This window comes from Leucobacter chromiireducens (assembly GCF_051993095.1).
In the GTDB taxonomy this organism is placed as follows: domain Bacteria; phylum Actinomycetota; class Actinomycetes; order Actinomycetales; family Microbacteriaceae; genus Leucobacter; species Leucobacter chromiireducens.
The window spans coordinates 2,434,045-2,453,382 of the sequence record NZ_CP197024.1 but is presented as its reverse complement, the minus strand read 5'-3'; the positions used below and the strand labels follow the sequence as shown (position 1 = coordinate 2,453,382).

At 67.6% G+C, this 19,338-nt stretch carries 18 protein-coding genes; 6 read left to right on the top strand and 12 right to left on the bottom strand.

Translation table 11 applies throughout. From position 1 onward, the window contains the following. Positions 1 to 279 precede the first annotated feature (279 nt). On the top strand, positions 280 to 2,133 hold the full coding sequence (locus tag ACR81A_RS11010; protein WP_440311834.1) for a hypothetical protein: 1,854 nt from the start codon (positions 280 to 282) through the stop codon (positions 2,131 to 2,133). 40 nt (positions 2,134 to 2,173) lie between these two features. On the opposite strand, the gene ACR81A_RS11005 is transcribed toward ACR81A_RS11010, so the two are convergent. Both ACR81A_RS11005 and ACR81A_RS11000 read right to left on the bottom strand, forming a co-directional pair. Beyond that, positions 2,174 to 4,213, bottom strand: coding sequence for a DUF222 domain-containing protein (locus ACR81A_RS11005; protein ID WP_440311833.1), 2,040 nt, complete (start codon positions 4,211 to 4,213; stop codon positions 2,174 to 2,176). 199 nt (positions 4,214 to 4,412) lie between these two features. Then, on the bottom strand, positions 4,413 to 5,438 hold the full coding sequence (locus tag ACR81A_RS11000; RefSeq protein ID WP_440311832.1) for an agmatine deiminase family protein: 1,026 nt from the start codon (positions 5,436 to 5,438) through the stop codon (positions 4,413 to 4,415). Positions 5,439 to 5,654: 216 nt separating this feature from the next. Here ACR81A_RS11000 and ACR81A_RS10995 point away from each other — a divergent pair, with 216 nt between their 5' ends. The 5 genes from ACR81A_RS10995 (at position 5,655) to ACR81A_RS10975 (ending at position 10,500) form a co-directional block, all read left to right on the top strand. Further along, positions 5,655 to 6,839 (top strand): branched-chain amino acid ABC transporter substrate-binding protein, encoded by a 1,185-nt coding sequence (locus tag ACR81A_RS10995; protein ID WP_440311831.1) that lies wholly within the window; start codon positions 5,655 to 5,657, stop codon positions 6,837 to 6,839. 112 nt (positions 6,840 to 6,951) lie between these two features. Beyond that, positions 6,952 to 7,845 carry a branched-chain amino acid ABC transporter permease gene (locus ACR81A_RS10990; protein WP_440311830.1) on the top strand — a complete coding sequence of 298 codons (894 nt, stop codon included), beginning with the start codon at positions 6,952 to 6,954 and terminating at the stop codon, positions 7,843 to 7,845. Positions 7,846 to 7,847: 2 nt separating this feature from the next. After that, positions 7,848 to 8,972 (top strand): branched-chain amino acid ABC transporter permease, encoded by a 1,125-nt coding sequence (locus tag ACR81A_RS10985; RefSeq protein WP_202381072.1) that lies wholly within the window; start codon positions 7,848 to 7,850, stop codon positions 8,970 to 8,972. Beyond that, positions 8,969 to 9,793: an ABC transporter ATP-binding protein gene (locus ACR81A_RS10980; protein ID WP_440311829.1), complete on the top strand. Its 825-nt coding sequence runs from the start codon at positions 8,969 to 8,971 to the stop codon at positions 9,791 to 9,793. Before ACR81A_RS10985 ends, ACR81A_RS10980 begins: the two co-directional genes overlap by 4 nt. Then, positions 9,790 to 10,500 carry an ABC transporter ATP-binding protein gene (locus ACR81A_RS10975; RefSeq protein ID WP_440311828.1) on the top strand — a complete coding sequence of 237 codons (711 nt, stop codon included), beginning with the start codon at positions 9,790 to 9,792 and terminating at the stop codon, positions 10,498 to 10,500. Before ACR81A_RS10980 ends, ACR81A_RS10975 begins: the two co-directional genes overlap by 4 nt. Before the next feature lie 32 nt (positions 10,501 to 10,532). Here ACR81A_RS10975 and ACR81A_RS10970 read toward each other — a convergent pair whose 3' ends face one another. The 10 genes from ACR81A_RS10970 to ACR81A_RS10925 all read right to left on the bottom strand — a co-directional run bounded on the left by ACR81A_RS10970 (position 10,533) and on the right by ACR81A_RS10925 (position 19,336). Beyond that, positions 10,533 to 12,038 (bottom strand): FAD-dependent oxidoreductase, encoded by a 1,506-nt coding sequence (locus tag ACR81A_RS10970; RefSeq protein ID WP_440311827.1) that lies wholly within the window; start codon positions 12,036 to 12,038, stop codon positions 10,533 to 10,535. After that, on the bottom strand, positions 12,035 to 12,421 hold the full coding sequence (locus ACR81A_RS10965) for a (2Fe-2S)-binding protein (protein ID WP_440311826.1): 387 nt from the start codon (positions 12,419 to 12,421) through the stop codon (positions 12,035 to 12,037). Before ACR81A_RS10965 ends, ACR81A_RS10970 begins: the two co-directional genes overlap by 4 nt. Next, positions 12,418 to 13,572 (bottom strand): NAD(P)/FAD-dependent oxidoreductase, encoded by a 1,155-nt coding sequence (locus ACR81A_RS10960; protein ID WP_440311825.1) that lies wholly within the window; start codon positions 13,570 to 13,572, stop codon positions 12,418 to 12,420. Before ACR81A_RS10960 ends, ACR81A_RS10965 begins: the two co-directional genes overlap by 4 nt. Continuing rightward, positions 13,569 to 14,327, bottom strand: a complete 759-nt coding sequence (locus tag ACR81A_RS10955; protein ID WP_202381078.1) for a GntR family transcriptional regulator — start codon at positions 14,325 to 14,327, stop codon at positions 13,569 to 13,571. The genes ACR81A_RS10960 and ACR81A_RS10955 overlap by 4 nt, the downstream gene beginning before the upstream one ends. 24 nt (positions 14,328 to 14,351) lie before the next feature. Beyond that, positions 14,352 to 15,299, bottom strand: a complete 948-nt coding sequence (locus tag ACR81A_RS10950; RefSeq protein ID WP_440311824.1) for an ornithine cyclodeaminase family protein — start codon at positions 15,297 to 15,299, stop codon at positions 14,352 to 14,354. Then, a complete protein-coding gene (locus ACR81A_RS10945) occupies positions 15,296 to 16,303 on the bottom strand; it encodes a proline racemase family protein (RefSeq protein WP_202381080.1) in 1,008 nt (335 codons plus the stop codon). Before ACR81A_RS10945 ends, ACR81A_RS10950 begins: the two co-directional genes overlap by 4 nt. Positions 16,304 to 16,397: 94 nt before the next feature. After that, entirely contained in the window at positions 16,398 to 17,303 is a 906-nt protein-coding gene (locus ACR81A_RS10940; protein ID WP_440311823.1) for a dihydrodipicolinate synthase family protein, read from the bottom strand. Between the two features lie 162 nt (positions 17,304 to 17,465). Further along, positions 17,466 to 17,987, bottom strand: coding sequence for a DUF2165 family protein (locus tag ACR81A_RS10935; RefSeq protein ID WP_440311822.1), 522 nt, complete (start codon positions 17,985 to 17,987; stop codon positions 17,466 to 17,468). Positions 17,988 to 17,989: 2 nt separating this feature from the next. After that, positions 17,990 to 18,172 (bottom strand): DUF4177 domain-containing protein, encoded by a 183-nt coding sequence (locus tag ACR81A_RS10930; RefSeq protein WP_202381083.1) that lies wholly within the window; start codon positions 18,170 to 18,172, stop codon positions 17,990 to 17,992. A 75-nt stretch (positions 18,173 to 18,247) separates the two neighbouring features. After that, entirely contained in the window at positions 18,248 to 19,336 is a 1,089-nt protein-coding gene (locus ACR81A_RS10925) for a proline racemase family protein (protein ID WP_440311821.1), read from the bottom strand. Positions 19,337 to 19,338 lie beyond the last annotated feature (2 nt).

Genomic DNA, 19,338 nt, shown 5'->3' with positions numbered 1-19,338 from the left:
CACCTGAGAATAATGCCATGTGCAATTGTATAGCGCGCGAAGCGGCAGTGGCCAGGGTTCCCACTCCAGGCGAGACGCGGCCGCGCCCAGTGTCTCACGCGCTGGCAATGGTGGGGCTGCCAGTTCCGAACAGTGCAAGTGCGGGCGAGTGTGCGGAAGTGCGACTGTGTGCCGCCCGCGACTCGCCGGTCTTGACGTGAGTTGAATCATCAGATCAAGGTAAGGGTATGCTGAATCGCCGCTCGCGCGGTGTTTCTACTTCTGCCCGAAAGGACCCTTGTGAATCATCAACTGCGGACGAGCCGCCGCGCTCGCCCACTCACGGCGCTTGCGCTTGCTCTCGCGGTGCCCGGTATTGCGTTCACGGCGACTCCCGCGTTGGCCGCACCGTCGACCGCATCGCTGCCCGCCGAGACGCAAGGCTCCGTGATTTCGGTCACTGGGGACCGGACGATCACCGGGCCCAATGGATCTGCGTTTGGTTCGACGGCGTCGCAGGCCCGATGCGACGTGAACGGGGACGGAGTGCCAGACCTTGCGGTTGGCACCTACGCGACCTTTGACATGACCCCCGGCGCAACCGGGGCCTACGTGATGTTGGGAGCCGATCACACTGGCGGCTCGGCGGGGGTCGAGGATGTCGAGCCGATTCGTGTGATCGACACGTCGCGCAACATGATGGGCGGCCTTGACGTGCGCTGCGCCGGTGACGTGAATGGTGACGGGATCGACGACCTGGTCGCCGTGGCCCAGGCGGCGGGTGCATTCATCGTGTACGGGGCCCGCGACTTCGGGGAGGTGCGCCTCGATGAACTCGGAGATCGTGGCCATGTGGTGCTCGGAAGCATCACCCGCGCAAACGGAGTGGGCGATATTGACGGAGATGGCCGCGACGAGGTCGCAGTGACCGACACGAGCGGGGTGGTTACAATCTTGAACGCGGAGACGCTCGGCGCCGAGGTGGCGCTTGCCGAGACCGCGGGCCCTCGAGTCTCTGGGGCGGGGATCGACCTCGTTTCCGTGAGCCGTGCCGGGGACATGAACGGTGACGGTCGGGACGATCTCGCGGTCGGGGCGGCTTCCTGGCGTGCGCCCGGCGCGGGAAGCTTCGCGACCGGAGCGATCTGGGTGCTGACTGATCTCAGTGCGGATGTGACGGTTGGTGCGGATCCGGTGCCCGGCTTCCGCATCGATGGTCCGCCGCGAGGTTATGACTTGCTCGGTACCTCCACCGTGGGGCTTGGTGATATCACGGGGGACGGCTTCGACGATCTGCTCATTGGTGGGGAATCGGACGATCCGAAGACCGGGAGCGCTGTCGTCGTGACGGGCGGGCCCGACGGCGTGAACGTGCACACCGATCCTCTCGACGCTGAGCGACCGGCAGTGCGCGCCGCGGGCACCGATGAGCAGCGTGGCTGGTGGGTGAACGGCATCGCGTCGGGCGACCACTTCGGGCACGCGGTCGGAGCGGTGCCGATGGAGGGCTGGGCCATGCTGCTCATGGGCGGAATGGACGGATCTCCGGACCCGGATCGCGAGGGCTCGGGCTACGTGGTGGCGCTTGACTCGCGTGCCCTTGTCGACGGACGCGCTGGTGTCTCGCAGGCCGGAGTCTTCGATGCGTCCTCGCTGCTTTCGAAGGACTCGGAGCAGACGGGGGCAGCGCTCATCGTCGGGAGCCACGCTGATACTCGTCTGGGACGTTCGTTTGCGGACCTCACGGCGAATCGTGCCGGGGATCGCGTGGTATTCGCTGCAGGCGCCCCGGCGCTCTTCAGCGATGCCGACCCGGCCGTACGCATTCTCGAGGTGACCTCGCCGGCACCGACCGTCACTCCGGAGCCGAAGCCGGAACCCAAGCCGGAACCCAAGCCTGAGCCGAAGCCGGAACCCAAGCCTGAGCCGAAGCCCGAGCCCAAGCCGGAGCCCGGCGTGTCCCCCGAGGTCACCCCGGAGGTGGCGCCCAACCCTCGGGCCGGTGCGAATTCCGCGGAGCCGCTTGCGCATACCGGTGGTGACGGCGCAGCGTTCTGGGCTGTGGCTGCGCTTGGTGTGCTGGGGGTTGCGGGTGGCGGAGCCGTGCTGATCGCTCGTGCACGCACCGCTCGACGCAGCGAGAACGCGGGCTGAGCCGTATTGGGGTGGCGTGAACTCTGCCATTCCGTCTGACTCAGAACGGGTGGTCGTCGGGGTCGTCGTCTTTGGCGACTGGCCCCGGCAGCACGAGGGGCCGGGCTGTTCGCGCGGGCGGCCGGACCCGTGCTGCGGCCGGCGGTGACATCGGTGATGTCGGTGCTGCAGCCTGCGGTGCCGATGAACGCGCCGGTGGTTGCGGTGATGGTGGTGGTGTTCCGGTGTTGTCGTGTTTCTGGAACCTCACCCGGCTTGGCGGTTCGTCGTCGTACACGCGTCCGGTTGGGGATCGCCAGCGCATTGTCCCGTCCGACAACAAACGGTGGTCCCAGTCAGAGTTGTGCTTCATGGTGTGGTGGCCTCGGCAGAGGTGTGCAAGGTTGTCTGTTGATGTGGTGCCGCCATCTGCTGCGGGGATGGTGTGGTCGATATCGCATCGGTTCACCGGCACCCGGCAGCCGGGGAACCTGCAGTGCAGGTCGCGGGCCCCGAGGAAGCGGCGCATCTGTGCGCTGGGCCGGTACCGGTCCACACTCAGCACGTCGCCGGTCTCACCGGACACGGTGACGTTCTCCCAGAAGTCGGCGTGGCCTGCGTAGCCGCGGATCTGTTCGGGGTCGACGGGTCCGGACCCGATGAGTTCGGCATCCGTGAACTCCGGCTGCGCGGATGGTGCTGTGCCAGAGGCGGTCTGGTCGGTGGCTGTGGGCTTCGCGGCCTGGGCACCAGGCACGGGAGCAGCGCTGTCGTTTGGTGGGGGTGTTCTGGTGGTCACCACGACCTGGATGTGCGCCCGCACCGCCTCCTCCGGAGACCCCGCAACCAGCCGCATCGGATCCCCGGCAAGGAGCAGGTCCCGGAGCACATCCGTGCGAGTCTGCGCGCGGCTGCGCTTGGGGAGCCCTGCCCGGATCTCTCGCACCCCGGGACGCCCACCTTTCATGCCCGGACCGAGTTCCCGGAGCATGCGCCGGCGTTCTGCGACGCTCTGTGCTCTCACACCCTGGGGCTTGTGCGTGGTGTGTGCGGGTGACGCTTCACCCGTGACGGCGCCGGTGCCGGTGCCGGTGCCTGCACCCGCGGAAAGGCCATCGCGACCAGTGAGGGTGCGGGCGAGTTGGTGCTCGGTGACCTCCGCGGACTTCGCGAGCCGCGTCAAACGATCATGAATGGCATACGCCACAGGTGACGGCATGAACGCCACCAGCTCCGCCATCCCGTTCTCATGATCACGCACCCACACTTTTCGCTCACACTCCGGGGAAGGAGCAGGGGTGGCGCCGGTCTGGCCGGGGCTGTTGGGGTCGAGGCCGTTCGGGTCGGTGCCGTCGGGATCGGTGCTCGTTGGGCCGGGGCTGGATGGGTCAGTAGTGGATGGGTCATCGATCGTGGGGTCAACGCCCGGGAACGGGGCCGGCTTCGGCAACGTTCTCGCGAGTTCACGGGCAAGCTTCCGCGCGATCGGCCGCAAACGCTGCGGAGTCTGTGACTCAGCACGCCGCAACACTTCCGCCTCGTACCTGCCCCGCACACGCACCGAATCCGGGTCCTGCCCAAGGCCCAACGCGTCCGCGGATTCCACGAGTGCGCGCACATGCTCGGGAGAGACCTTTCCGGTGAGCATGCGTGGCAGAGTCGCGGGGAAACGCATCGTGAGCGCGGTCGCAAGGTTCAGATCGCGTTCCACGATGTGTTCGCTCTGGTGGAGGGCGGTCGCGATCTCGGCACGCAACGACCGGTACGGGATGTCGCCGCTTCCGGAAGGGGCACGGTGCACCGCGGTCTCCATCGCGAAGGAAAGCACGTTCAGGCGTGCGGCGGTGAGAATGTTCTGGAAGCGGTCGAACTGTTCCAGCATGCCGACCACGTCATCGACTACCCGAGCAGAAAACACGGGTGGGATGACACCGGGGGCGGCGGACGCGAACGCTTTGGTGATGAGCTCGGTGGGGTCGAACTCCGGCGGCTGGGGTGGAGCAGAAGTGTGAGCCGCGCGAGTCTTCTGGAAGCGCACCCGGGAAGCCCGGCGGGGCGCGAGCGGTGAGCCAGTAGGGGGAGAACCTCGGGTGGTGGTCATGTGCTCATTCAAGCAGGGACCACTGACATTCAGAGCCCAGAAAACCGCGGAAACACGCGGCAAAACACGGTACCGTGAGGAACTCCTGATCCCGCTCTGGAAAGTCAGTTCACCCTCAAGAAGAGGGTGAAAGTGGGGCGTGGCACAAGAATGCGCTGCGGGTTCCGCGTAGGAACCCGCAGCGCACAGGTGCGAGGAGCTACGCGACCTTCGGCTGCTGCTGGGTGATGCAGTGGATGCCGCCGCCGCGGGCGAAGAGCGGCCGTGCGTCGATGCCGATCACCTCGCGGCCCGGGTAGACCTCGCGCAGCGTTGCAAGCGCGCGGTCGTCGGCCGGGTCATCGAACGAGCAGGCCAGGACCGCCCCGTTGATGACGACGTGATTGATGTAGCTGTAGTCAACGTATCCCTCAGCGTCGCGCAGCGTCTCGGGTGCGGGGAGATCCAGGATCTCGAACCCTGCCGAGGTGGCGCTCCGGTACTCCTCCGCAGCCGCCCGGTTGGCCTGCGCGATGGGGTGATCGGGGTGTGAGGCTGCGTCCTGACGGTGCATCAGCAACACGTCGGGGGTCGTGAACGCCGCGAGGATGTCGGAGTGCCCGCGCGTACCAAAGGTGTCGTGATCGCGCGTGAGCCCGCGGGGGAGCCAGAGCACGCTCTCGGCGCCAATGGTGCGGAGCAGCTCGGCCTCGACCTGCTCGGCCGACCATCCCGGGTTGCGGCCCGGATCGAGCTGAACCGTCTTCGTGATGATGACTCGGCCGGCGCCATCAACCTGGATGCCGCCGCCCTCGTTGACCATCTTCGAGTCGATCCGCTGGGCCCCGGCGGCCTCGGCGACAATCTTGCCGATGTGCTGATCGTTCTCCCAGCTGGCCCAGTCCTGCGCACCCCAGCCGTTGAACACAAAGTTCACGGCGCCGAGCTGCCCGTCATCCCCGATGACGAAGCTCGGGCCGATATCGCGCATCCAGGCATCGTCGAGTGGGGCGATCAGCTGGTCGATCTGGCCGGACAGGTAGCGGGAGGCGACGGCCTCATCGCCGGGGTTCACCACGACAGTGACGGCCTCGTGCTCGCTCGCTGCGTTTGCCACGGCTGCCCACGTGCTGCGGGCCTCCTCGACCTCTGCCTCGGTCTCGCCGAGCGTGTACCCGCTGGTGGGCCAGGCGAGCCACAGGCGCTCCTGCTCGTGTCCTTCGATCGGCATGCGCCAGGTGGTCATTCGAAACTCCTTTGAATCGGGGAGGGGATACCTCATATTACTGGGCGGTCGACCAATAAGGAAAGCTGCTTCGGTGAAATCCCAGATGGTGGAGGTTGTTGACAAGAGGGGTTCCATCTGTGAGCGTGCTGTGTAATATTGCACATGGCGCAATGACCGCGCCGCACGCATCACTCTTCCGTGTGATTCAACGAAGCATCAGGAAAGGAAGACCCCATGTCTGCACCCCACACATCGTGGTCCCGTCGTATCGCCGCCACCGGCGCTCTCGCTGTCACCGCAGCCCTCGCGCTGAGCGGGTGCTCCGGCGGCCTCGCGGGCGGCGGAGACGCGAGCTCCTCGGACGGCCCCATCAAGCTCGGCATGCTCGCGCCCTTCTCCGGCTCGGAAGCGGCCTTCGGCGATTACATGAAGAACGGCGCCCAGATGGCGATCGACGAGATCAACGCCGACGGCGGCGTCGACGGCCGTGACCTCGAACTGGTTGTGGAAGACGACGCTTGCGACGCGACCGCCTCGGTTGCTGCCGCGCAAAAGCTCGTGACCGCGGGTATCTCCGTGTCGGTCGGAGGCTACTGCTCGGGCGCCACGCTGCCCACGCTGCCGATCTTTGCCGAGGCAGGCGTTCCGATGATCATCCCCGCCGCAAACTCGAACGCCCTAGTGGGGCAGGGCGCGTTCCTCATCAACGGAACGGGGTCTCAGCAGGCGGCAGCCATCGTGAAGTACGCGAACAAGGTCGGCGCGAAACAGGCCGCGGTGATTGACGACAACACCGACTACTCGAAGGATCTCGCAAACTCGGTGATCGAGCAGGCGAAGAGCGACGGCGACTTCGAGGTCGTGAAGACCGACTCTGTGAACCCCGATGAGAAGGACTTCGCGGCCAACGTGAACAACGTGCTCAGCGCGAAGCCCGACTTCATCGTGTGGACCGGCTACTACCAGGCCGGCGGTCTGCTGATCCGTCAGCTCCGCGAAGCGGGCTACGAGGGCACCATCATGGTGGGCGACGGGTCCGTCGACGCGCAGCTCGCTGCGATTGCCGGCGCGGAGTACACCGACGGCGTGGTGGGATCCTTCACGCAGACTCCCGACATGCTCGAGGGCGCGGACAAGTGGCTCGCGAACTACCAGTCAAGCTTCAACGCGGCACCGGGCCCGTACTCGACCCAGAGCTATGACGCGGTGCGCGTCGCTGCGGAGGCGCTGACCCAGGCCGGCTCGACGGACGGCGACGCGGTCTCGAAGGCGATCGCTGGCCTCGACGGCTTCCCGCTCTTCTCGGGCCCCGCCACCTTCACGAAGGAGGGAACGCTTGAGGGCAGCGGCGGCTTCGTGATCGTCGAGCCCACGGGCGATGGCGGTGCGTTCGTGATGAAGGACAGCCTGCAGGACTAATGCGGACCGGGATCGCCCAGCGCTCACTGGGCGATCCCGCTGAGCGGCGGCGCGCGATTTCTCCGCAGCGCCGCCGCCCACCCCGCTCCCACGAAACTGCAAAGGCGGAAACGTGTTTCAACTGATCTGGAACGGCCTCTTCGTCGGTTCCTTCTACGCCCTCGTCGCGCTCGGCTACAGCATGGTCTACGGCATCATCAAACTGCTGAACTTCGCGCACGGCGACCTCTATATGCTCGGATCGTTCCTGGCATTCGTCATCCTTGGCGGCGTTACCGGGCTGTTTGGCCTGGGCTCGATCCCAATCTTGCTGCTGGTGTTGCTCATCACGATGTTGCTCACCGGCGGCATCGGCGTGATGATCGAGCGCGTCGCCTATCGTCCGCTTCGCACGAGCCCGCGGCTTGCGGCGCTCATCACTGCGGTGGGCGTCTCCTTCACCCTGGAGTACTCGGTGCGCCAGGTCTTCGGGGCCAGCCCGCTCGTGTTTCCGATACGACTCGCGGGTACCCCGATCGATGTGTTCGGCGCCCGCATCACCATGCCGCAGCTGGTGCTCATGCTGGTTGCCGCGCTCCTCATGTTCTTCCTGCAGCGCTATGTGATGCACTCCCGAGAGGGCCGGGCCATGCGCGCGATCGCCCTCGACCAGAAGGCGTCGCTGCTCATGGGAGTGAACGTCAACCGCGTGATCTCGCGCACCTTTTTCATCGGCTCCGCGCTCGCTGGCGCCGCGGGAGTGATGGCCGCCGCGTACTACGGCACGATCGACTTCCTGATGGGCTTCGTCATCGGGCTCAAGGCATTCACCGCGGCAGTGATCGGCGGCATCGGCAACCTCTACGGTGCCATGCTCGGCGGCCTCGTGCTGGGCCTCCTCGAATCGTTTGGCACACACTGGCTCGGCGGCCAGTGGCGTGACGTCTTTGCGTTCGGCTTCTTGATCCTCTTCTTGGTGTTCAAACCCACCGGGATTCTCGGCGAGCGCGTAGTGGAAAGGGTCTGATCATGGCACAGTCCAAACAGCACCGACTCCAGGTGCCCAAGCCCTTCATTGAGCGGCCGCCCGCGGTGAGCGGGGTGCTGGCGCCCGAGCGCTTCATGAAACTCGTGGGCCTTGTGCTCTTTGTCGCGGCAGCGGTGCTTCCGTTCATCACCGCGACGCCGTACTTGATCTCGATTCTCACCTCGGCGATGATCTACATCATCCTTGCGATGGGCCTGAACGTAGTGGTCGGCTACGCCGGCCTCCTCGATCTCGGGTACATCGCGTTCATGGCCGTGGGTGCCTACACGAGCGGCATTCTCACCACGCAGTTCGGCTTCTCGATGCTCGAGACGATCCCGCTCGTGATCGTCGCGTGCATCATCGCCGGCGTGATCATCGGCGGGCCGACGCTGCGACTGCGCAGCGACTACCTCGCGATCGTGACGCTCGGCTTCGGCGAGATTATTCGGATCACTGCGAACAACCTCCAGATCACGGGTGGCCCGTCGGGCATCCACGGGATCCCCACCTGGTCGTTCTTCGGCTGGTCGTTCGCCGATGGGCTCGACATCGCCGGCATCCATTTCGGGCCAAAGATTCTCTTCTACTACTTCGTACTGTTTGTGGGGATTGGGATCGCGGTTGTGGCGGTTGCCCGGCTCGGACGCGGCAAGCTCGGCCGAGCCTGGAAATCCGTGCGTGACGACGAGGACGTCAGCGAGGCGATGGGCATCAACGGCTACAAGACCAAGCTCGCGGCGTACATCATCGGTGCGGTGTGGGGCGGCTTCGCCGGCACGCTCATGGCGAGCCACCTGAGCGCCATCTCACCGAACAGTTTTGAATTTCTCTACTCGGCACTCGTGCTCATGGCCGTGGTGCTCGGCGGCATGGGATCGACGCCGGGCGTGATCATTGGCGCGCTCTTCGTGTCCCTCGCGCCCGAGCTGCTGCGCGAGTTCTCCGAGTGGCGCTTCCTGCTCTTCGGTGTGCTGCTCGTGATCGCGATGATCTTCCGCCCGAAGGGGATTTGGCCCGCGAACGCGGTGCTGCCGTTCCTGAAGAAGCGCGAGATTCCACAGGTGCCGCCCACCGCGGCCGCGCCGGTGATCGGCGAACTGACTGAAGAGGGGGATCCCCGATGAGCGCGAACGCTGTCTCCGCCGACCCGGCCGGCACGGCACGGTCGGCACCCGAGCAACCGGTGATCCTGAGCGTGCGCGATCTCGCGGTGGCGTTCGGTGGGATCAAAGCCGTTGACGGGCTGAGTTTCGACGTCCACGAGGGCGAGATTGTCTCCGTGATCGGGCCGAACGGCGCGGGGAAGACGAGCGCGTTCAACTGCATCTCGGGCTTCTACCGACCGAACCGCGGAGTGGTCGAGTTCGACGGTGAGGACGTGACACGCAAGAAGCCGTCGGCGATCACCGCGCGCGGCATGGCCCGCACGTTCCAGAACGTGCGGCTCTTCACTGACATGACGGTGCTCGAGAACGTGAAGACCGGCATGCACGCCCACCTTGGGCAGAACGTGTTCGACGCGATGCTGCACACGCCGCGCTTCCGCCGCAGTGAGGCGCAGTGCGCAGAGGATGCGCGGGGCTGGCTCGATTTCGTGGGATTCCGGGCGGACGATGAGCTGCTCGTCACCCAGTTGCCGTACGGGGAGCAGCGCCGCGTCGAGATCGCACGCGCGCTCGCGACGCAGCCGAAGCTGTTGCTGCTCGACGAGCCGGGCGCGGGGCTCAACCACTCCGAGAAGAACGAGCTCATGGCGCTCATCCGCCGTATTCGGAATCTCGGGGTGAGCATCGTGCTCATCGAACACGACATGGGGCTCGTGATGCAGGTGTCGGAGCGAATCGTGGTGTTGAACTACGGCAAGGAAATCGCGGACGGTACGCCCGAGCAGGTCAAGCAAGACCCGCTCGTCATCGCCGCCTATCTCGGGGAGGAAGACGCATGAGCACGCTGACGCTGGAACACGTCGAGCTGTACTACAACCGGGTGCATGCGCTGCGGGATCTCAGCATCGAGGTGCGCGAGGGCGAGATCGTCTCGCTGCTCGGCAACAACGGTGCGGGCAAGACCTCGACACTCTCCCTCATCTCAGGCTTGGTCCGGGCGAAGAGCGGTGCCGTGGCCTGGGGCGGGCACGACCTCACCAAGTTGCACCCCTGGGACATCGTGGGAGCGGGGCTGCTCCATATTCCGGAGGGGCGACGCATCTTCTCAACGATGACCGTGCACGAGAACCTGCTGCTCGGTGGGTATCTCGTGAAGGATCAGAAGCTCATCGCCGAGCGTGCGGCACACGCCTACGAGCTCATGCCTCGCCTTGCCGAGCGTCGAGATCAGCAAGGCGGAACGCTCTCGGGCGGCGAGCAGCAGATGCTCGCGCTCGGGCGCGCGCTCGTGGGCGGCCCGAAGCTGTTGTTGCTCGACGAACCCTCAATGGGGCTCGCCCCACTCATCGTGCAGCAGGTGATGGACATCATTCGCGCGGTGAACGCCGAGGGCACGACCGTGCTGCTCGTCGAGCAGAACGCGCGCGCTGCGCTCAAGATCGCGCACCGTGCGTATGTGCTGGAGTCGGGGCGGGTGACGATGTCGGGCGCTGCGGCCGAGCTCGCCAGCGATCCGCGCGTCATCGAGGCCTATCTCGGCGCGTAGGGCACCGCGAGTGATCTCGCCGACGGCTGGGCTCAGCTGTTGGCGAGATCTGCGTCGGCAAGATCAGCGATCTCACCGAGCGAGAGCGGCTGCGCAACGGGGCGCTTCGCGTTTTGGGCAAGCGAATCGGCCGATGCCGCGCCGTCCGCGGCCAGGCAGGACACCGCGAAGCCGCACACGCGTCCCTGGCACCAGCCCATCCCCGCGCGCGTGACGCCCTTCTGGCTGCGCGAATCGCCGCTCGCGAGCGTGCCGCGCGCATGCCGGAGCTCGCCCGCGGGCACCTCCTCGCAGCGGCAGACGAGCGTGTCGTCGGTGACGCGCTCCGCCCAGCCAGCGGGAACCGGGTGCGCGAGGTGCATAGCCTCGGCGAACGCGCGCTGACGGCGCACCGCGCGAAGCTCTGCGCTGCTCGCTGCGAGCCTGCGCTCATTTCGGGCCTCGGCTGCGGCCACGCGGCCGGCGATCCGCCCCTCCAGCACGGCGAGCGCCGCGCCGCCCACGCCCGTGAGCTCGCCCGCAAGGAGCAGCCCGGGGACAGACGAGCGCTGTGCCGCGTCAACCTCGGCGATGAGCGAACCGTCCACATCGACGCGAGTGGCGACGCCCAGCTGCACGGGCAGCTCAAGTTGCGGGGTGAAGCCCCAGCCGAGGCCCACCGCGTCGACGTCGTCGATCACGCGCGCGCTGCCGGCGATTTCGCGCCCGGCGCGGTCGACACGTGCGGTGCGCACGGCCTCGACGCGATCCTCCCCGAGAATCTCGGTGACGACCGTGCGTACCCGGTAGGGAATGCGGTGCTTCACGAAGGCGGCGATGTACTCCGCGCCTTCGATTCCCTTCGCCGGAACTCCGAGCGCCCGGTGTGCGCGCGGCAGCCACCCGGTGAGGTTGGTGGACTCGCACACGGCAGCGACCTCGCCGCCCCACTGCGCGATGCCCGCCGCCACGGGAAGGAGGAAGGGACCGGTGCCCGCGATGACGAAGCGGGCGCCGGGCAGCATTCGGTTCTGCTTCAAGAACGCCTGAATGCCGCCCGCGGCCATCACCCCGGGCAGTTCCCAGCCGGGAACCGGGAGCTGGCGATCGTAGCCGCCGGTTGCGAGCACGAGGCGTGCCCCGCGCACGAGCGCGGGTGCGGCACCCTCTGCATCCCCGCCCTCGGAGTCCCCGCTGGAGTGTGCGCCGGACGCGGGAGTAAGCGCCAGCGCGAAGCCGTCGGCGTCGCGGCGTGCCGACCACACACTCGTCGCGAAGTGCGTGGTGAGCTGCCCCGCCGCGATACCCGCATCGCAGTCGGCGCGCAGTTCGAGGTAGCTGCGCCAATCATGGTGCAGCGCCCCGTCGTCGACCACGCCCGCGGCCTCCGACGCGTGCCGCCAGTACTGGCCGCCCGCCTGCGCACTCGAGTCGATGAGGCACACGCGCGCACCGCCCTCAAGCGCGCTCGCCGCAGCAGCGAGGCCGGCAGGCCCCGCACCCACGATGACCACGTCGAAGCGCGGTGCGGCGCCGGTGGGGCGCAGCTGCCCGCTCATGCGCGGTCCGCCTGCGCATCTCGGAGGTCTGCGTCTCGCAGGTCTGTATCTCGCAGGTCAGCGTCTCGCAGGCCCGCGGCCTGCTCGGCGGACGCATTCGCGCGTGCAGCGCAGCTCCCGGCGGGTGCCACGTCCATCCCCTCCTCGAGCGGGATCATGCACGCGCGCTGGCCGGACTCTCCGTTGATGTCGACGATGCAGTCAAAGCACACGCCAATGCCGCAGAACAGGCCCCGCGGGGCCCCCGTGCGCGTGGTGCGCCAGGCGGTGCGCCCGGACGCGAGGAGCGCGGCGGCGACGCTCGCTCCCGCAGGCGCCTCGAGCGGCTCACCGTCGAAGGTGGCGCGCAGCACGCGAGGCCGTGTGGCGGAGCTGTCGGTCATGCTGCGGCCTCCTCGGTGAAGCGCTCGGGGCGAAATGGTGTGAGATCAAGATCGGGGGTGGCCCCAGACAGGGCCTGAGCGAGGAGCTTTCCCGTGCCGGCGGAGAGCCCGATGCCGGCGCCCTCGTGACCCGCTGCATGCCACAGGCCGGGCGCGCGCGGGTCGTGCCCGATCACGGGGAGGTGGTCCGGGCAGTACGGGCGGAAGCCGTGGTAGTGGCGCAGGATCCGGGTGCGCTCGAGGAACGGGAAGAGCTCGATGGCGTTCCGCGCGATGGTGCGGAGGGCCGCGGGGCTGACTGTGGAGTCGAAGCCGACGCGCTCGCGGCTCGAGCCGATGAGGATCGTGCCTGCCGGCGTGCCCTCGACAACGGGGGAGGCTTGGAGCCCCCCGTCGGAGCTGCCGACATTGTCGACGTACTCGGCGGCGTACACCTTGTGGTGCACCATTTTGGGGAGTGGTTCGGAGACGAGCACGAAACCGCGGCGCGGCAGCACCGGCACGTTCACGCCAGCGAGCGCTCCGATCTCACCCGCCCAGGTGCCCGTAGCGTTCACCGTGTGGGACGCGGAGAAATCGCCGCGCGGCGTGCAGGCTCCCGTGACGCGCTCGCCCGAACGCAGCAGCGCGGTGACCGGGGCACGTGTGACGAGAGTCGCGCCGGCCTCGCGTGCGAGGCGGAGGAGATGTGAGGCAGCGAGGATCGGCTGTACCTGGCTGTCCTCGGGGTAGAACGCGGCGCCCAGCGCGCGGTCCGTGACGTGCGGCTCGAGCTCGCGGAGTCCCGCGGCGTCGAGGCGCTCGGAGGCGATCCCGAATCCCCGCTGCGCTGCGGAGAATCGTTCGAGCGAGGCGAGGCTCGACTCGCGGGAGGCGACGATGATGCCGCCCTTCGACTCGAACTCCCAGAGGTCGCGGTGTTCGGCGAGCTCGCCCTTCCAGATGCCGAGGGAGTATTGCGTCAGCGCGAGCTCGGGGCCCAGCTCCTTGTCGGAGACGAGGATGTTGCCCTCGCAGCGCGAGGTGGTGCCGCCCGCGGGCAGATCCCGCTCGAGCACCGTGACCGAGAGGCCCGCCCGTGTGGCGAAGTAGGCGGTGGCGGCGCCGATGATGCCGGCGCCGATGATCAGGACGTCTGAGGTGCGATTCATTCGGGCTCGGCTTCTGATCGGGGTGGCTTGGTCGCCGCGTCCGCGGGGTGCGCCGTGGCGCTGTCGTCGGTGCCGCCGGTGGCCCAGATGGAGCGGGCGTGACCAATGTGCTGGCACATGAGCCGCTCGGCGCCCGCAGCGTCGTCGCGCCCGAGGATTTCGAGCAGCTCCTGGTGCTCGCGTGCGGAGTCCGCAAGACGCCCCTCGCGGGCCAGTGTCGCGATGCCGTAGAGGCGCGTGCGGGTGCGCAGCGATGTAGCCAGATCAACGAGCTGCGGGTTCCCGGTGCGCGTGAGGAGCAGTGCGTGGAACTCGCGGTCGCTGCGCAGATACCCCTCAAGGTCTTCGCTCTCCGCCGCGCTCAGGCACTCGGCGGCGAGCCGGTCGAGCTCGCTCCGCACCTCCGCGGGGATGTTGCCCACCACGAAGTGCATGGCCGGTGGCTCGAGCAGCAGCCGGATCTGGGTGAGATCTCGCAGATCCTCCGGGCTCATCTTGGTGATGCGGAAACCCTTGTTCTTGATCGTCTCGACAAGGCCCTCACGCGCGAGATCCATCATCGCCTCGCGCACCGGGGTGGCCGAGACTCCGAGTGCCTGGCCGAGCGACGGAGCGGAAACGACCTCGCCCTCCGCGAGCCGCCCGGTGATGATGGCGGTGCGCAGCTGCTCGAGCACGGTCTCGCGCAGGTTCATGGGCCGCTCGAGCGGCGTCCACGGCGACGGCTGCTCGGGGGCGGTGGGAAGCGGTGACATGTGAACTCCTCAGCGAATCGTGCGCTACCGGGCGTCAGAGAAGACAGTGGAGGCGCAGATCAGATCCTCCCACGACATGCCGACTCCGCTGTAGAAGGCTGGCCGACCGGGGGTGCGTGTCACCTCGCCGCGCACGAGCTCCTGCAGGTTGCGCGGCGCGGTCTCGGCAGCCCACGCGGCCGCGTCGAGCGCGGTGGCGAGGTTGCCGTTCTCGCGCTCTGCCGAGGCGCGACCCTCCACCACGATGTCCGCGCGGGTCACGAGCGCGTCGTCCACCTCGCGGAGCTCCCGGCCGTGCGTGCCCACTGCGGCGACGATCGCGGAGTCGCGCACGAGCGCGCCGTCGAAGAGCGGGGTGCTGGCGCTCGTGACGCACAGAATGATGTCGGCCTCGCGGACGGCGGCGTCGGCGTCATCGCCGCGATCCCGGATCCCGAGCTGCGGGAACTCGCTCTGCACGGCTGCGATGCGCTCGGGGCGCCGGCCGATCACGTCGACGCTCGCCCCGGGGAACGCGGCGAGCGTGGCCTGGATGTGCCCGATGGCCTGGATGCCGGCGCCAAAGACGAGCACGTGGGGCTCGGCGGGGAAGGGTGCGGGGGCGATCTCGGCGAGGTGCCGCACCGCCATCAGCGTGACTGCCGGGGTACGGATCGCGGTGAGGCTCGCGCCCTCCAGCACTGCAACGGGCGACAGCGTGTCCGAGGAGTAGAGGATGTAGAGCCCCTGGATCTTTTCGAGCCCGCGGTCGGGGTTCTGCGGCGCGACCGTGAGCGCCTTGAGTCCGCTGAACTCGGCGCCCTGCGCGGGCATGAGCAGAAACTCGCCGTCGGGGGCGGGGCTGAACAACCGCGGCCCATCCAGCTCGGGATCGATGCCGTCACGCAGGCCGTCGGCGATCGCGGTCATCGCGCGTTCGAAGGGCAGGGCCCGCCGCACCGCTGCGGCGTCGAAGTACGGAAGAGTGGTCATAGCAAGAACCCCTTCGGGAACGGATCGCTCGGATCGAGGAAGTATTGGGCGGTGCCGGTGACCCAGGCGCGACCGGTGATGGTCGGCACGACCGCGGTGCGGCCGACGACCTCCGCGTCGGCGACCAGGCGGCCGGTGAACTGCGAGCCGATGTACGACTCGTTGATGAAGTCCTGGTGCAGCGGGAGCTCGCCCCGCGCGTGCAGCTGGGCCATGCGCGCGCTCGTTCCCGTGCCGCAGGGGGAGCGATCGAACCAGCCGGGGTGGATCGCCATGGCGTGCCGCGAGTGGGCCGCAGTTGAGCCCGGCGCTTCGAGGTACACGTGGTGGCAGCCGCGGATGTCGCCGCGCTCCGGGTGGACGGGCTCGTCCGCGGCATTGACGGCGTCCATGATGGCAAGCCCCGCGGTGAGCAGCTCATCTTTGTTTGCGCGGTCGGCGCGGAACTCGATCCCAAGCTCTGCGAGTTTCACGATTGCGTAGAAGTTCCCGCCGAAGGCGAGATCGTAGCGCACCGTGCCGAGCCCCGGCACCTCGACGCTCGCGTCGAGCCGTTCGACGAAGGAGGGGACGTTCGTGATGGTGACGCGCTCGGCATGCCCGTCGGAGACGGCCACCTCCGCGATGACAAGCCCCGCGGGGGTGTCGAGTCGAATCGTGGTGATCGGCTCCTGCACCTCCACCATGCCTGTTTCGACGAGTACGGTGGCCACGCCGATCGTGCCGTGACCGCACATCGGCAGGCAGCCGGACACCTCGATGTAGAGCACGCCCCAATCGGCGTCGGGCCGCGTGGGCGGTTGCAGGATCACGCCGCTCATCGCCGCGTGGCCGCGCGGTTCGAACATGAGCAGCTGGCGAAGCTCGTCGTTGTGCTCCATGAACCAGGTGCGGCGCTCCGCCATGGTGGCCCCGGGGAACACTCCGACGCCGCCCGTGATGACGCGGGTGGGCATGCCCTCGGTGTGCGAATCGACGGCGTGGTACACGCGGGAGGTACGCATGTGGCTCCTTGGCTTGCGGCTGGATCGGGGTGAGGAACGTCGGGTGTGGCCGGTCGCCCGTGTGAGGCGACCGGCCACACCCGCTGGGCTCAGGCTACTTGTCGTAGCCCTTCGCTGCGGCCTCGCGGGTGTCTGCGATGATCTGATCCGCCACCTGCTGCGGCAGCGGGAGGCGGGGCGGGCGGCTCGGGCCGCCGTAGAGGCCGAGCACGTCCATCGAGAGCTTGATCGACTCAACGAACTCGGTCTTCGTGTCCCAGCGCAGCAGCTTGTGCAGGTCGCGGTAGATGACCTTGGCGCGCTCGAGATCCTGCACATTGCCCGAGGTGGACAGACGGTAGAGCTCAACCGTCGACTGCGGGATCGCGTTCGGGTAGCCGGCCACCCAGCCGACCGCTCCCGCGATGCCGACCTCAAGCACACTGTCGTCCGTGCCGATGAGGATGTCGATGTTCGGTGCAAGTTCCTGGATCTGGTAGATCCGGCGCGGATCGCCAGTGAACTCCTTGACGCCCACCATGTGGCCGGCGTCGTGGATCTCCGCGATGAGGTCGGGCACGAGGTCGACCTTGGTGTCGATCGGGTTGTTGTAGCCCACGATGGGGAGACCAGCCTGCGCGACCGTTGCGTAGTGGTGCTTCACCTGCTCGCGGTTTGCGCGGTAGGTGTTCGGCGGGAGCAGCATGACGCAGTCCGCTCCGGCCTCCGCGGCTTGTTCGGCCCAGCGCAGCGATTCGAGCGCACCGTACGCGCCGCAGCCTGCCATCACCGAGAAGCCCTCTGGTGCCGCGTCGACGGCAACCTCGATGACCTTCGCGCGCTCCTCGGCGGAGAGGTTCTGGTACTCGCCGAGCGAGCCGTTCGGGGCGATGCCGTCGCAGCCGTTTTCAGCGAGGAAACGGACGTGATCCGCGAAGCGGTCGTAGTCGACCGCCAGGTCCTCGGTGAAGGGGAGCGCGGAGGCGACGATGACGCCGTGCCATGGCTTCTTTTCGGTCATCGGTGTGAATCCTTTCGAGTGGCCGGCGATCCGGGCCGTGTGTATGACGTGTGACATTGCACACTGTAGCAGGGTGGTGGCGGGCAATGCAATGGCGTCGGCGGAGGGTGTGGACCGAAGCCCACCCCGCCGCCGACGCCGCTGCGTTGCTGTGTCTTGCCGCTACTCTGCCGAGGCGTGCGCGGGCGCCCGCTCGGGCTCGTTCATGGCCAGGAGCACGGCGAAGCCGGCCCACAGCGTCACGATGCCCATTGCGGTGTCCTTGCCGTTCCAGGTGCTCGACTGCCACATCGCGAACCACTCCGAGCCCACGACAATGAACCCGAGGAACCAGATTGCAAAGCCGAGACCATACGCCGCGTAGCCCCAGCTGCGGGCCGCGTTGTAGCTCTGGATGTCGTCGTTGCGTCGCAGAAAGAGTTTGACCGCGCCGACCAACGCCAGGAACGCGAAGACGCCCTCCGCGAGGATGATTCCGATGTAACCGACAGTCCACGCCCAGGGCATATCGATGGCCCGCCACATGAGTGCGTTGCCCTCGAATGTGTCGTCCATTGAGAGGACGTGCTTCACGAACTGGTAGTTCGAGTCGTAGTCCATGAGGTTGCCCATGAACACGAAGAGCCCGAACAGGCCGGCCGAGAACAGCGTGAATGCCTGCAGAATGCGAAGTGGATGTTTCATGCTCACTCTCCCTTGACGAACACGAGCTCCCAGTGGGGCTCGGGATCCGAAGTGAAGGGAATTGCCTGCGTGAATACCCATCCTCGTGTGGCGTGCTCGCGGATCACCTCGCGGTGGTCGCGCTCGAGCGTGAGGCCCTCGCGGCTGCGCAGCGCGCGAATACGAACAAACGTGTAAGTGTGCATGCCATCACCCCTCTTTGGGGGTCAACTGTTGCACTCGGAACGGCGCCTGTCCAGGGGTTTCGCCGATTTGAGACCTTAGCGCAGTACGAAGCCGTCGCCGAGCGCGTCCGCGGGGTCAAGGAAGAACCGGTGTTCGCCGGTGCGGTACGCGGTGCCCGAGACCTCGGGGACCACCGGCGCGGCGAGCGACGCGACGGCCATCGTGTCGACTGCGGTGCTGGCGGCAGCGCCGACCGGCACTGGCGCGGGGGTCGCCGCCGGGGTCCAGCGTGCCGAGAACTCTGTGTCCACGATGGAGCGGTGCTCGAGGGTCTCGCTCGCGGCGAGTGTGCCGTCGGCCGCGAGCAGCGCAACACGGGCGCCTGTTCCCGAGCCACAGGGAGATCGGTCGACCTCACCGTCAGCGAAGATCGTGATGTTCCGCTGCCGGGGCCCGGCCTCGCTTTTGCCCAGGTCGTCCCAGATGATTGTGCCGTACACGCCGGAGAGGCGCGGGTCCGCGGCGTGCTGCGCCTCGGGGGAGTCATTGAGCGCCCACTTGACCTCGCGGCCGAGCGCGATGAGCTCCGTGTAGTGCGCGGGGTCGACCGACAGTCCGAGGTCTGCCGCCCGGACCGACGCGTAGATTGCGCCGCTAAAGCTGAGGTCGGCGGTGATGTTGCCGCGCGTGGTCGACACGGGTACGGAGCGCGCGATCTCGTGCGAGGGCACGTTGCGGAATGTCGCGCGAACGAGCGCGCCCCCAGCGCGCTCCACGAGGGCCGCCACTCGTCCAGACGGTACGTCGATGCGCACTTCGGTGATCCCGTCGGGGTCTGAAGGAACGAGCCCGGTGTCAGTGGCCCATACTCCGAGCGCGATCGTGCCGTGCCCGCACGCCGTCGAGAAGCCATCCTTGTGCCAGAAGAGGACGCCGAAGTGTGCGCCGTCGTCGTTGGGTGGGGTGATGAACCCGCCGTACATATCCGCGTGCCCGCGGGGCTCCTGGCAGAGCAGACGCCGGATCGAGTCCGCACCCGCGGCGTTCGTCATCGCCGCCATGCGACGTTCGCCCACGGTGCCACCGGGAGGAACCGGACCGTTCTCGTGCACAATTCGGAAGGGCTCACCCGCGGTGTGGTAGTCGGTCGTCGCGATGGGAGTCGTGTGGGTGGTCGGCATCATTG

Coding starts and splice junctions, on each gene's coding strand:
- ACR81A_RS11005 (WP_440311833.1), bottom strand. CDS start 4,213: ATGACCACCACCCGAGGTTCTCCCCCTACTGGCTCACCGCTCGCGCCC.
- ACR81A_RS11000 (WP_440311832.1), bottom strand. CDS start 5,438: ATGACCACCTGGCGCATGCCGATCGAAGGACACGAGCAGGAGCGCCTG.
- ACR81A_RS10995 (WP_440311831.1), top strand. CDS start 5,655: ATGTCTGCACCCCACACATCGTGGTCCCGTCGTATCGCCGCCACCGGC.
- ACR81A_RS10985 (WP_202381072.1), top strand. CDS start 7,848: ATGGCACAGTCCAAACAGCACCGACTCCAGGTGCCCAAGCCCTTCATT.
- ACR81A_RS10980 (WP_440311829.1), top strand. CDS start 8,969: ATGAGCGCGAACGCTGTCTCCGCCGACCCGGCCGGCACGGCACGGTCG.
- ACR81A_RS10975 (WP_440311828.1), top strand. CDS start 9,790: ATGAGCACGCTGACGCTGGAACACGTCGAGCTGTACTACAACCGGGTG.
- ACR81A_RS10970 (WP_440311827.1), bottom strand. CDS start 12,038: ATGAGCGGGCAGCTGCGCCCCACCGGCGCCGCACCGCGCTTCGACGTG.
- ACR81A_RS10965 (WP_440311826.1), bottom strand. CDS start 12,421: ATGACCGACAGCTCCGCCACACGGCCTCGCGTGCTGCGCGCCACCTTC.
- ACR81A_RS10960 (WP_440311825.1), bottom strand. CDS start 13,572: ATGAATCGCACCTCAGACGTCCTGATCATCGGCGCCGGCATCATCGGC.
- ACR81A_RS10955 (WP_202381078.1), bottom strand. CDS start 14,327: ATGTCACCGCTTCCCACCGCCCCCGAGCAGCCGTCGCCGTGGACGCCG.
- ACR81A_RS10950 (WP_440311824.1), bottom strand. CDS start 15,299: ATGACCACTCTTCCGTACTTCGACGCCGCAGCGGTGCGGCGGGCCCTG.
- ACR81A_RS10945 (WP_202381080.1), bottom strand. CDS start 16,303: ATGCGTACCTCCCGCGTGTACCACGCCGTCGATTCGCACACCGAGGGC.
- ACR81A_RS10940 (WP_440311823.1), bottom strand. CDS start 17,303: ATGACCGAAAAGAAGCCATGGCACGGCGTCATCGTCGCCTCCGCGCTC.
- ACR81A_RS10935 (WP_440311822.1), bottom strand. CDS start 17,987: ATGAAACATCCACTTCGCATTCTGCAGGCATTCACGCTGTTCTCGGCC.
- ACR81A_RS10930 (WP_202381083.1), bottom strand. CDS start 18,172: ATGCACACTTACACGTTTGTTCGTATTCGCGCGCTGCGCAGCCGCGAG.
- ACR81A_RS10925 (WP_440311821.1), bottom strand. CDS start 19,336: ATGATGCCGACCACCCACACGACTCCCATCGCGACGACCGACTACCAC.